The following is a 12,799-nucleotide window of genomic DNA, read 5'->3' as shown; positions in this document are numbered from 1 at the left end:
ATTTACCATGGATCAGTACATAGGTAAAATGCTGGACAACCGCTACGAGATTTTAGAGCGTATCGGCGTTGGTGGCATGGCTGTGGTGTATAAGGCACGTTGTCATCGTCTCAATCGTCTGGTTGCCATTAAAATACTCAAACCGGAGCTGGCCAGTGACGCAGACTTCCGCCGGAGATTCCAGGCGGAGTCCCAGGCAGTGGCTATGCTGTCCCACGTCAATATCGTGGGGGTCTATGACGTGTGTCAGAGCGATGGACTCAACTACATTGTCATGGAACTCATTGAGGGGATGTCCCTGAAGCAATATATGCAAAAGCGTGGGCTGCCTCTGAAGTGGCAGGAGGCGCTGCATTTTATTGCGCAGATTCTTCGTGCTCTGGATCATGCCCACAGCCGTGGCATCATTCACCGTGATATCAAACCCCACAACATCATGGTGCTGCGGGACGGCAGTATCAAGGTGGCAGATTTCGGAATTGCTCGGCTTACCAGTTCTGCGCAGGCCACGTTGACCCAGGAGGCATTGGGGTCAGTGCATTATATTTCCCCAGAGCAGGCCAAGGGAAGCCACATTGACGGACGTTCTGATTTGTACTCTGTGGGTGTGATGCTCTACGAGATGCTCACTGGCCGGCTGCCGTTCGAGGGGGAGACTCCGGTGCTGGTGGCCATTCAGCACATCAACTCCATCCCCATTCAGCCCCGGGAGCTGAACCCAGATATCCCTGTTGGCCTGGAGGCCATCATCATGAAGGCCATGGCTCCAAACCCCAATCAGCGGTATCTTTCTGCCCAGGATATGCTGGACGCAGTGACAGAATTTCAAAAGAATCCTGAATTTGTCCCCAGTGACACCATCCGGGTCGAGAATGTAGAGGAGCCCACGCGGGTGATTCCGGTCAGCGGAGTCCGAGAGATGGGCGATAACAGGGATGATTATGAGGATGATGGAGAAGAAGACTATACGGAAGACTATGATGAGGGGACACGCAAGATAAAGCTGTTCGGTAAAATCGAGCTCCCCCCCATGGCCATTGCGGTGATGGCAATTCTCGTCTTTGTCATCGGTATCATTATTTTCGTGGTCACGTTCATCCGGGGTGCGATTTTTGCCCCCGCCAAGGAATACACGATTCCCAACCTGTTGGGATATACCTTGGAGGAGTTGGAGAATGATCCCTCCTTGCTGGGTGATTTCAACATTGAGGTGGGCGAATCCATGTACAGCGAAGAGTACGACGAGGATCAGATCTGCCAGCAGACTCCAGAGGCGGACACCAAGGTCAAGGACGGAAAATATACCATTAAGGTCAACGTCAGCAGTGGCGCAGAGGAAATCCGCATGATCGACGTGACAGGCTGGGAGTCCAGCCGGGCTCTGACCACCTTGCAGGATGACATGAAGCTAAAGGTGAAACAGGAGTACGAGTATTCTCAGACCATAGACAAGGACTATGTCATCTCCTATACACCCACCAAAGGCACCATTCTGGAGGAGGGTGACGAGGTGACCATCGTCATCAGTAAGGGCAAAGAGGTGGAGAAGGTTACCGTAGGAAACTACGTGGGCTTTAGCTTGGAGCAGGTGGAGGCGCAGCTGAAATTGCAAGGCCTGGCTGTGGGCAGTGTGAAAGAGTACTATAGTGACACTTACGCCAAGGGCCAGGTGATTTGGCAGAGTGTGGCCAAAGACAGCCAGGTGGATCCGGGGACCTCCATTGATTTCCAGGTCAGCCTTGGCCCTGAGGCCACCCAGCCTCCTGTGACCAATCCTCCTGTGGTTGCCACAGATGCTCCGGTGAAGAAAACGATTACGGTGGATTTGAGCTCTTATACCGGAACGATTTCCCTGAAGGTGACGTTGGGATCTACAACGGTCTTCGACGGCTCATGGAACGCCGATGAACAAGGCAATTTCTCCCGTGAGGTGACCCAGAACCCCGGTACTACCAAGTTGGTTACCATCTACATCAATGGGGATCGGGTGGAAAGCTATGATCTGGAGTTTTAACCTATGACCGGAACGATTGTGAAGGCGCTCAGCGGCTTCTATTACGTGGACGTGGGCGCAGACTGTGAGCCAGTGACCTGTCGGGGCCGAGGGAAACTGCGCCACCAGAAAATAAAACCTCTGGTGGGAGATCGTGTGGATATCACCATGAGTGCTGATGGCACAGGCATGGTGGATGAGGTGTTGCCCCGCACCAACCAATTCCAGCGCCCCATGGTGGCCAATATGGAGCAGTTGGTGATCCTGGCCTCCGGGGCTATCCCGGTCACGGACCCCTTCCTCATTGATCGCATGATCGCTCTGGCAGAGTACAAGGGGTGCCAGCCCATCATCTGCTTCAACAAATGGGATTTGGAGCCCGCCGATCGGCTGGTGGAGTTATATCGCAGCGCAGGCTTCCAGGCCATGGCTCTCAGTGCCCGCACAGGGGAGGGGCTGGAGCAGTTGCTGGAGCTTTTGGATGGGAAGATCTCCGCTTTTACCGGAAACTCCGGTGTGGGAAAGTCCAGCGTGCTCAACGCCTTGTGTCCGCAATTCCAGCTGGAGGTTGGACAGGTCAGCGAAAAGCTGGGGCGAGGTCGCCATACCACCCGCCATGTGGAGTTGTTCCGAGTGGGGGGAGGACTGGTGGCGGACACCCCTGGATTCTCCGCCTTTGACGTGGATCAGATGGAGCTTATTCCCAAGGAAGAGTTGGCAAACACCTTCCGGGAGTTCCGGCCCTATCTGGAACAGTGCCGCTTTGTGGGGTGTGCCCACATTAAGGAGCGGGGGTGTGCAGTGCGTGAGGCCGTGGAACACGGCGCCATTGCAGAAAGTCGGTATCAAAGCTACGCACGCCTGTATGAGCAGGTGAAATCTCGCCCCCAGTGGGAAAAATAAAACCGTGAGGAACCAGACAGCCTCTTCTTTCATATGCTGTATTAGAATTCAGCATGGAAAGGAGAGGCTGTTTTATGCGTATTGTAGTTGTGAAGTTTCCCAAGGCTCTGTGTGGGATTATGCGCAAGATTTTCGGCATCTCGGAATGAGGGAATATCCCAGGCTCCATGGTCATATAGATACCTCAGAATGTGGACAAAGGGAGGATGTCTATGGATATGGAACTGCAGCCTGTGGTGCTGGAGGGGTATCATGAGGTGATGGACACCTGTGTGACACAGGAGGAGACGCTGGAGAGCATTGTGCCAGATACTTACCCTGACATTGCCCGTATCGTCATGGCGGTGGGGCGGGTCTATGTGCGGGATTGTGAGACTGGGGAGGGAACCGTTCGCCTGACGGGCACCATTCAAACCACAGTATTCTACATCCCGGAAGGAGAACAGCAGCCCAAAACTCTGGAGGTTGCCATCCCATTCCAATGCCTTAAGGATCATCCGGCACTGCGCAGCACCAGTGTGGTGCAATCAAATGCCTGCGTCATCTTTGCCGATGCCCGGGCCATCAACCCCAGAAAAGTGGTGGCCAGGGCGGAGATTTCTGTGGAGCTGACAGCCTATGAACTGCAGCGCAGGGAATTGAATACCGATGTACAGGGCGGGCCAGAGGGAAGCCTGGAAAAACGTCTGCTCCCAGCTCGGGATATCGGGATCACCGGAGTGGTGGAGAAGCCGTTTCTCTTCTCGGATCTGGTGCGTATGCCCCCGTCCAAGGGGGAGGCACAGCAGCTGCTCCTGTGCCGGCCTCAGCTGGATGTGATGGAAGGGAAACTCATCGGCCGGAAACTGGTGGTGAAGGGCTCGGTGAAGCTATACCTGGTGTACCAGTGTGGGGACGGTGTGACTGCCACCTGCTTTGAACTGCCTTTTTCCCAGGTGCTGGATGTGGAACAGGAGGCAGGCGACCAGGGCTCTCAAGTGGACGTGCGCCTGAAAAGTGTGGACTGTCGTCTGCGGGAGGGCGAGCTGGAGGTGACGGTGGAGGCCTGTGCCCAGGCGGTGGTGCGCATGGAGCGGGAGGTGACACTCCTGACGGATGTGTACTCTGTCAGCTGCCGACTGGATGCCCAGCGCACACCCTGTCCCATGTGTACCATGGCAGAGACTGGAGGGGCCAGCCAAAGTGTCCGCCACTTCTATCAGACCTCCGTGGATGCCAAGCAGGTGCTGGACAGCTTTGCAGTGGTGAAGGAAGTGACCCAGCGAAGCGGAGAGCATGGCAGCGAGATCGCCGCACAGCTCCAGGTGCATATGCTGTATGTAGACGAAGAAGGCGCCCTGCGCGGGGCCACAGACACCGTTTTGGTCACCTGCCCCTATCAGGTTCCTGAAGGGTGCCAGAGAAAGGTGCATTGCAGAGCGGTGGGAGATGTGTCAGCGGCTGCGGTCAGCGGTGGCATTGACCTGCGTTTTGAGCTGGAATTCCGGTGGCTGACCACCCGTGAGGAGGAGTTCATGTGTGTCAGCTCCGTGGCCTGTGCGGGGCAGTATGAGGGCCCGTGCAGCCGTCCGTCCCTGGTCATTCGCCGGGTGGATGCGGGGGAACAGCTGTGGGATGTGGCAAAGGCCTGTGGTGCCACCATTCAGGATATCTGTACCGCCAACGAGTTGGCCTCTGAGACAGTGCCCCAGGGCATGGTGCTGCTCATCCCCACCAAACGTGTGTAATGAGAAAAACGGCCGGATAAATTCTCCGGCCGTTTTTCTCGCCCCTTGCGGGGCAACCGAAAAACATGGCAATATACCATTCCGGCGTTGCCGTCATGGTATCATAGCCGCAAAACGGCTATGATACCGGGATTTTAACAGCCGTTTTTCTCGCCCCTTGCGGGGCAACCGAAAAACATGGCAATATACCATTCCGGCATTGCCGTCATGGTATATTATACAGCTTATCCCCATACACATGTAGAGAACTTGCGGTGAGGAGGAATTGCTGTGGATCACAACAAACTGTATGAGGATATCGCCCAGCGCACCCAAGGCGATATTTACATTGGGGTGGTAGGGCCGGTACGCACGGGGAAATCCACCTTCATCAAGCGTTTTATGGAGACCATGGTGCTGCCGGAGATTCAAAATACGTATCTGCGAGATCGGGCCCGGGATGAACTGCCCCAGAGCGGATCGGGCCGCGTGGTGATGACAGCCGAGCCTAAATTCGTCCCTGAGGACGCAGTGAGCCTATCCATGGACGACGGCAGCGCCTTCTCCGTGCGGCTCATTGATTGCGTGGGCTACATGGTGCCCGGTGCCCTGGGGCAGATGGACGGAGATCAACCACGCATGGTAACCACCCCCTGGATGGATCATGAGATTCCCATGACCCAGGCTGCAGAACTGGGCACCCAGAAGGTCATTACCGAGCACTCCACCATCGGCATCGTGGTGACCACCGACGGCACCATTGCTGACATTCCACGGGAAGATTACCTGGAGGCAGAGGAGCGGGTGATTGGGGAACTCAAGGCCATGGGGAAGCCCTTTGTGGTGCTGCTCAACTCCGCCCAGCCGTACAGCGATCGGGCCCAGGCCATTCAGGCGGACATTGCCCAGCAGTACCAGGTCACGTGCCTGGCCGTCAACTGCTTGACGTTGGACGAGGAGACAGTGGAGGCCATTTTGAGCGGGGTGCTTCACGAATTTCCCATGAAGCAGCTGGAGCTGTATCTTCCCTCCTGGGTGGATGTACTGCCCTTTGATCACCCCATCAAAAGCCAACTCTATGGGATGATCCGCCAGGAGGCGGGAAATCTGGAACGGCTGCGGGACACGGAGGCTGCGGTGGAGATGCTGGATCAGAGGGAGGAAATTGCCTCAGCCCGCATCACCCGCATGGATATGGGCAGCGGTGTAGTGACAGCGGTGCTGGAGCTGCCCCGTAGCCTGTTCTATGAGACGGTGTCCCAGCGCTGTGGCCTGGAAATCCACGATGATGGGGATCTCATTGGTCAGCTGGTACAGATGGCCTCCATGAAGCGAAAGTATGAGAAGGTGGAGCAGGCGCTGGCCCAGGTGGAGGAGACGGGCTACGGAATCGTCATGCCGGATCCCCAGGAGATGACTCTGGAAGAGCCGGAGATTGTCAAGCAGGGTGGACGTTACGGCGTGCGGCTCAAGGCATCGGCGCCTTCCATTCACATGATGCGGGCGGACATCAAAACCGAGGTGTCCCCCATCATGGGAACGGAGAAGCAGTCGGAGGAAATGGTGGACTTCCTGCTGCGCCAATTCGAGGGAGATACAGGGAAGATCTGGGACTCCAATATGTTCGGACGATCCTTCCACGAACTGGTGGGAGAGGACTTGCAGGCCAAACTCAAGCGGATGCCGGAGGATGCCCGGGAAAAACTGCGGGATACCCTCCAGCGCATCATCAACGAGGGCTCCGGCGGCTTGATCTGCATCATCCTGTAATGAGACAGCAAAAAAGATGTGTCGCAGAAAACTTTTCTGTGGCACATCTTTTTTTGTAACGTTTTGTATTTCAAAGACTCTAATGGATGAAAGATCAAATCCGAACCGGTTTGGACTGAATGCAAAGGAGTGGGTTATTGTGTGGAGAAGCTAGCAGATATTTGGTACAATTCTTTGACTCGGAATGAGACCATGGCCGAAGATTTGCTCCAAGAAGTGTTCTATAAGGCTCTATTACATATTGACCGATTTGAGGGAAGGTGCAGCCTATACACCTGGCTGTACCAGATTGGGAAGAATGCTTGGCTGAAAGAGTGCCGCAAACATAAATGTGTAGGCGGGAGTACATTTAGCGGAGAGACTTATTATCGACTCAGTTTTTCACTGGAGTTTGAAGGGATGAAAACCAAGATGGAGATGGAAGTTACCAACGGTGGTGTGCTTTCCTACTCAACCTCGACGGAAGTCCCAGAGTTAAATCTTCTATCCATGTGGAGTGAATACTTGTGGCAGGACTATCGAGGCTGCTATTTTGACCCAGAGTTGGGTGAGTATGTTTACTATGATGAGACGAATTAGAGAGACAAATGAAAGGCCGGGAAGCTACCAGAGCTTTCCGGCTTTTTATATCATCGATTTTGTAACGCTTGCAGACGACTTTCGTCCAAAATTTGCACCACGCCATAGCCAGTCTCAACCGCTCCTTGCTGCACCAGCTGTTTCATAGTCCGGCTGACAGTGATGCGACTCATGCCAATGGCCTGACCAATTCTTTCGTGGGTGCAAACGACGGTGTTATTCTCGCCTCGGGGTAAGGTAAGCAGATACCTGGCCACTCTCCCAATGGCAGGGAGAGAGGCGGTATCTACATGGTCAGAGAGCAGCCGCACAGTGCGGGCCAGATAGCGCAGCATAGGCTGGGCCAACTGGGGGTGCTCTATGAATATCTGATCCAGCAACTGTTGGTCGATAGATACCACCAGACTGTCCTCTAAGGCCATAGCCGAGCTGACCCGGGGACATTGGTCAAAAAAGGATGCCTCTCCCATCAGGTCTCCGCTGCGGTGTATGGTCAAGATGCGCTCATCTCCCTCTGGACTGCTGAGAAAACTGCGTACCGAGCCGGACACCAGGTAGTAAAAATGGTGGGGATGTTCCCCCTGTAAATAGATCATCTGTCCTTTGGTATATATCTTTTGGGTTTGCCCCCTTGCAAAAATGTCCCACTGCGGCATGGCAATCACCTCTGATGTTTTATAAATTGTATCATATGTTACATTCTTTTTCCAGTGGGTTTGGCATAATGAATGCACATAAAAACATGAGAAACGAGGAGGTGCGTCACATGGGTATGACCATGACGCAGAAGATTTTGGCCCGGGCGGCCGGGCTCAGCCAAGTACAGGCTGGGCAGCTCATTGAGGGCAAGTTGGATCTGGTGTTGGGCAACGACATCACCACCCCAGTAGCCATCAAGGAGTTTGAAAAGGCCGGGTTGTCCACCGTCTTTGACCAAGATAAAATTGCCATTGTGCTGGACCACTCCACCCCCTGTAAGGATATCAAGTCCGCTCAACTGTGTGCCATCTGTCGGGAGTTTGCCCATAGCCACCAAATTACCCACTTCTACGATGTGGGGCAGATGGGCATTGAGCACGCGCTCATCCCGGAAAAGGGCTTAGCTGCTCCCGGCGAGGTCATCATTGGAGCGGACTCACACACCTGTACCTACGGTGCTCTGGGGGCCTTCTCCACCGGCGTGGGCTCCACCGATATGGCTGCCGGTATGGCTACGGGCCTTGCCTGGTTCAAGGTTCCCCAGGCCATTCAGGTGAAACTGACTGGCAAGCTGGGCCCCTATGTCAGCGGTAAGGACGTGGTGCTCCACCTCATCGGTATGATTGGGGTGGACGGGGCCCTGTATCAGTCCCTGGAGTTCTGCGGGGACGGCGTGGCCTCCCTGGAGATGGATGACCGATTCACCATCTGCAACATGGCCATTGAGGCGGGGGCGAAAAATGGCATTTTCCCCGTAGACGAGAAGACCATTGCATATCTCAACGGACGGGCGGAGCGGGCCTGGACTGCCTTTGAGGCGGATGAGGATGCCCAGTATGCCCGCACCGTGGAGATTGACCTTTCCACCCTGCGTCCCACAGTGGCTTTGCCCCATCTGCCTTCCAACACCAAGACGGTGGACGAAGTGGCAGGCAAGCCCATCCAGCAGGTGGTCATCGGATCTTGTACCAATGGCCGCTTGAAGGATTTGCGGGAGGCCGCTGCTATTCTTCGGGGGAAGAAGGTGGCCGATGGGGTACGCTGTATTGTCATTCCCGCCACCCAGCAGATTTATCTCCAGGCCATGGAGGAGGGGCTGATTGCCGACTTCATCCAGGCTGGTGCAGCGGTGTCTACCCCCACCTGTGGCCCCTGCCTGGGTGGACACATGGGCGTGCTCAGTGACAATGAGTGGGCCATTGCCACCACGAACCGCAACTTTGTGGGCCGCATGGGGCCCACCAGTTCCATGATTATTTTGGCAAGTCCTGCGGTGGCAGCAGCTTCCGCCATTACCGGCGTGGTCACCGACCCCGCTACGGTCTAAGGGAGGTAGGAGAAGATGAAAATTTATAAATACGGCGACAACGTGGATACTGATGTCATCATTCCCGCCCGATACCTCAACGCTCCGGACGAGAAGTCCCTGGCCTCCCACTGCATGGAGGACATTGACGCAGATTTTGCCACCACGGTGGAGCCTGGGGACATTGTGGTGGGTGGCAGTAACTTTGGCTGCGGTTCCTCCCGAGAGCACGCCCCTCTTTCCATCAAGGCCTGCGGGGTGAAGTGCGTGATTGCCAAGAGCTTTGCCCGTATTTTCTACCGCAATGCCATCAACATCGGCTTCCCCATTATGGAGTGTCCGGAGGCGGTGGATGGCATCTCGCCCGGTGACAGTGTTGTCGTGGACTTTGCCACCGGTGTCATCGAAAATCAGACCACCGGGGAGACCTTCCAGGCTGCACCGTTCCCTGACTTTGTCAACGGCATCATTGACAACGGTGGCCTGCTCCACTCTCTCAAAGCAAGGGGGATTGCCAAATGAATTACAAAATCGCACTGATCCGGGGAGACGGCATTGGCCCCGAGATCGTCAACGAAGCCGTGGGCGTTCTGGACAAGGTGGGGGAGAAGTTCGGACACACCTTCACCTATGTGGATGTACTTCTGGGGGGCTGTGCCACCGATGCAGTGGGTAAGAGCTACCCTGACGGCACTGCTGAGGTGTGCAAAAGCTGTGATGCGGTGTTGCTGGGTGCCGTGGGCGGCCCCAAGTGGGGCAGCGACAAGCCTGCTGAGCAGCGGCCTGAGACGGCACTGCTGGCCATTCGCAAGGACTTGGGCCTGTACGCCAATCTGCGTCCTGCTGCTCTGCGTCCTGCGCTGGCGGAGGCCTGTCCCTTGAAAAAGGAGACGGCAGAGAAGGGCATTGACCTGATGATGGTGCGAGAACTCACTGGCGGCGTGTATTTTGGAAAGCGGGATCGCTATGAGACTCCAGACCGAGGGGTGGAGTGCACTGACCTAATGGCTTACTCCGAGATGGAGATCGAGCGCATTGGCCGTCGTGCCTTTGAAATGGCCAGACTGAGACGGAAAAAGGTGTCCAGTGTTGACAAGGCCAATGTGCTGGAGACCAGCCGCCTGTGGCGTTCCGTGATGCACCGCCTGGCAGAGGAATACCCCGATGTGGCCTATGAGGATGTACTGGTGGACAACTGCGCCATGCAACTGGTGCGGGATCCGGGCCAGTTTGATGTGGTGGTGACGGAGAATATGTTTGGAGATATCCTCTCAGACGAGGCGTCCATGATTACCGGTTCCATCGGACTGCTTCCCTCCGCCTCTATGGGAGACACTGCTCCTGCCCTCTATGAGCCCATCCACGGCTCTGCCCCTGACATCGCCGGTCAGGACAAGGCAAATCCCATTGCCACCATTCTCTCTGTGGCCATGATGCTGCGCTATTCTTTCCAACTGTGCCAGGAGGCTGACACCGTGGAACGGGCAGTGGATCAGGCTCTGGCTGACGGCTGGCGCACTGCTGACATCGCAAAGCCCGGGGAAACGGTGATCGGTACCCGCCGGATGGGAGAGATCATTCGAAATCATATCTGATGTTTGAAAACCTCTGCCTTGGGCTTTCCAGGGCGGAGGTTTCCTCTTGCAATGACCTTTGCCCGTGGCTATAATGGAGACAATAATATCTGTCACACACAAAGGAGTTGGACGATTTGATCTTGGCCGTGGCCATCAGCAACATTCATGTCACCATCGCTCTGTTTGAAGAAAATGGCAATATCCGGTTCCGATCTGAGCTGGAAACGGAGCGAAGATACAGCGAGGATCGCTGTGCCCTGGATCTCATGGGAGTGTTCCAGCTGTACCAGGGAAATATCCGGGAGGTGCAGGGTGCCATTGTGTCCAGCGTGGTGCCGCCGGTGACGGATATCTTTGTCCGGGCGATTCAGCGCCTCACCGGGAGGAGACCTATGGTGGTGGGGCCGGGGGTCAAGACCGGACTGAACATCCGGGCGGATGTGCACAACCAGCTGGGTAGCAACATTGTGGCCTCGGCGGTGGCGGCAGTGGCCCTGTATCCGTCTCCGTCCATTGTCATCAATTCCGGTACCGCTCTGTCTTTTTCGTATATGCGGCAGGCTTCTTACGAAGGCTGTGCCATCATGCCTGGAATGGCCATTGCCCTGGAGGCCCTGTCTGATAACGGGGCCCAGCTGCCTCACATTGCCATGGGAAAGGTGGACACCCCCCTGGGCAGAAACACAGTGGATTCTATGCGAGCGGGTGTGGTGTACGGCTATGCTGGCTCCATCGACCGGCTCATTGATGAGATGGAGCAGGCAGCGGGGGAGCCTGCTGCCTCTGTGGTTTCTACTGGAGAATATGCCCCGGAGATCTTCCGCCATTGCCGTCACTCCATCCAGTACGATCGAGATTTGATGGTCAAGGGCCTGTACTGTCTCTACCGCAAGAATACCACCAAGCGCACTCGTTGATTTTGCAGCGCATCGCATGAGATGATGCAAAAATAGTGAAATTGAGGGAACGACACTTGCAATTATGCAAGAAATGAGATACAATGTGTCATAAAAGAAGTTTACGGAGGGATTGTCTTGAAAGAATTGTCACAGATTGCCTCTCAGGTGCAGGCGTCCAGCACCATGGCCATTGACTCTCTGGCCAAGCAGATGAAGGCGGACGGCATTGATGTGGTGGGATTTGGCGCCGGAGAGCCGGACTTCAATACCCCGGATGAGATCAAGGATGCCGGTATTCGGGCCATCCAGGAGAACAACACCCGCTATACTCCGGCTTCCGGCATCCCCGGCCTGAAAAAGGCAATCTCTGACCGGGTCAAGGCGGACTTCCATGTGGAGTATCAGCCCTCCCAGGTGGTGGTGGCTGCTGGTGCCAAGCACTGTGTATATTTGGCTCTCCGGGCTTTGGTCAATCCTGGGGACGAGGTGATTCTTCCTGCACCCTACTGGGTCAGCTACATTGAGCTGATTCGTATGATGGGCGGTGTGCCTGTGGTGGTGACTGCGGAGGAGTCTGCCGGGTTCAAAATTACTGCGCAGCAGCTGCGGGATGCCATTACTCCCAAGACCAAGGCCATGATCCTCAACAACCCCTCCAACCCCACCGGCATGGTGTACAGTGGGGAGGAGCTGAAGGCTCTGGCTGATGTGTGTGTGGAGAAGGATCTTTATATCATTGCCGACGAGATTTACTCTTGCCTGCTCTACGATGGACTGAAGTTCACCTCCGTGGCCAGCCTGGGCGAAGAGGTAAAAAAGCGCACCATCCTCATCAACGGTGTCTCTAAAGCCTATGCCATGACGGGCTGGCGCATTGGGTACGCCCTGGCAGAGCCAGAGATTATCAAGGTCATGACCAACTATCTCAGCCACTGCGCTGGCTCCTGCTGCACCATCTCTCAGGCTGCGGCCGAGGTCGCCCTCAGCGGTTCTCAGGAGAAGATCGAGACCATGCGTCAGGCCTTTGAGGAGCGACGCAACTACTTGGTGGAGCGGATGAATCAGGTGGACGGCGTCAGCTGCATTAAACCGGAGGGCGCTTTCTACGTGATGATGAACATGAAGAAGCTGGTGGGCCGCACCGTCCACGGAGAAGTTATCCACACCTGTGATGACTTTTCCCAGGCATTTTTGAAGTACGGTCTGGTGGCCACTGTGCCCGGAACTGCCTTTGGCGCACCCAACTTTGTGCGCTGGTCCTATGCCACTTCTATGGAGAACATCAAGAAGGGAATGGATCGCCTGGAGGCATTCTTGAAGGAATTCCAGTGAGATTTCCTTTCCACCTCTTGCAAAAGTGCAAAAGG

Annotated in this window: 11 protein-coding genes; 10 read left to right on the top strand and 1 reads right to left on the bottom strand. The window is 55.5% G+C overall.

Features of this window, described 5'->3' with window-relative positions; all coding sequences use genetic code 11:
* The first annotated feature begins 7 nt into the window (after positions 1-7).
* The 5 genes from pknB (at position 8) to H9X86_RS03380 (ending at position 6,951) form a co-directional block, all read left to right on the top strand.
* Entirely contained in the window at positions 8-2,014 is a 2,007-nt protein-coding gene (gene pknB, locus H9X86_RS03400; protein ID WP_204900178.1) for a Stk1 family PASTA domain-containing Ser/Thr kinase, read from the top strand.
* A 3-nt stretch (positions 2,015-2,017) separates the two neighbouring features.
* A complete protein-coding gene (gene rsgA / locus H9X86_RS03395) occupies positions 2,018-2,896 on the top strand; it encodes a ribosome small subunit-dependent GTPase A (protein ID WP_204900177.1) in 879 nt (292 codons plus the stop codon).
* A gap of 212 nt (positions 2,897-3,108) precedes the next feature.
* On the top strand, positions 3,109-4,623 hold the full coding sequence (locus tag H9X86_RS03390; RefSeq protein ID WP_204900176.1) for a DUF3794 and LysM peptidoglycan-binding domain-containing protein: 1,515 nt from the start codon (positions 3,109-3,111) through the stop codon (positions 4,621-4,623).
* A gap of 270 nt (positions 4,624-4,893) precedes the next feature.
* Positions 4,894-6,372: a stage IV sporulation protein A gene (gene spoIVA / locus H9X86_RS03385; protein WP_204900175.1), complete on the top strand. Its 1,479-nt coding sequence runs from the start codon at positions 4,894-4,896 to the stop codon at positions 6,370-6,372.
* A gap of 141 nt (positions 6,373-6,513) precedes the next feature.
* A complete protein-coding gene (locus H9X86_RS03380) occupies positions 6,514-6,951 on the top strand; it encodes a sigma factor (protein ID WP_204900174.1) in 438 nt (145 codons plus the stop codon).
* 50 nt (positions 6,952-7,001) lie between these two features.
* Here H9X86_RS03380 and H9X86_RS03375 read toward each other — a convergent pair whose 3' ends face one another.
* Positions 7,002-7,607 carry a Crp/Fnr family transcriptional regulator gene (locus tag H9X86_RS03375; RefSeq protein ID WP_204900173.1) on the bottom strand — a complete coding sequence of 202 codons (606 nt, stop codon included), beginning with the start codon at positions 7,605-7,607 and terminating at the stop codon, positions 7,002-7,004.
* A gap of 110 nt (positions 7,608-7,717) precedes the next feature.
* On the opposite strand from H9X86_RS03375, the gene leuC reads away from it, so the two are divergent.
* The 5 genes from leuC (at position 7,718) to H9X86_RS03350 (ending at position 12,764) form a co-directional block, all read left to right on the top strand.
* The gene (gene leuC, locus H9X86_RS03370) at positions 7,718-8,977 is read left to right on the top strand and encodes a 3-isopropylmalate dehydratase large subunit (protein WP_204900172.1); all 1,260 of its coding nucleotides are present in this window, start codon (positions 7,718-7,720) and stop codon (positions 8,975-8,977) included.
* Between the two features lie 15 nt (positions 8,978-8,992).
* Positions 8,993-9,478: a 3-isopropylmalate dehydratase small subunit gene (locus tag H9X86_RS03365; protein WP_204900171.1), complete on the top strand. Its 486-nt coding sequence runs from the start codon at positions 8,993-8,995 to the stop codon at positions 9,476-9,478.
* Positions 9,475-10,551, top strand: coding sequence for a 3-isopropylmalate dehydrogenase (leuB, locus tag H9X86_RS03360; protein ID WP_204900170.1), 1,077 nt, complete (start codon positions 9,475-9,477; stop codon positions 10,549-10,551). Before H9X86_RS03365 ends, leuB begins: the two co-directional genes overlap by 4 nt.
* Before the next feature lie 116 nt (positions 10,552-10,667).
* Positions 10,668-11,450 carry a type III pantothenate kinase gene (locus H9X86_RS03355; protein ID WP_204900169.1) on the top strand — a complete coding sequence of 261 codons (783 nt, stop codon included), beginning with the start codon at positions 10,668-10,670 and terminating at the stop codon, positions 11,448-11,450.
* 117 nt (positions 11,451-11,567) lie between these two features.
* Positions 11,568-12,764 (top strand): pyridoxal phosphate-dependent aminotransferase, encoded by a 1,197-nt coding sequence (locus H9X86_RS03350; RefSeq protein WP_510186720.1) that lies wholly within the window; start codon positions 11,568-11,570, stop codon positions 12,762-12,764.
* The last annotated feature ends 35 nt before the right edge of the window (positions 12,765-12,799 follow it).

The organism is Pseudoflavonifractor capillosus (genome assembly GCF_016902575.1).
GTDB classification, from domain to species: Bacteria; Bacillota; Clostridia; order Oscillospirales; family Oscillospiraceae; genus Enterenecus; species Enterenecus capillosus_A.
Note: the sequence above shows the minus strand (reverse complement) of the source record. Positions and strands in the feature narration are given on the sequence as shown.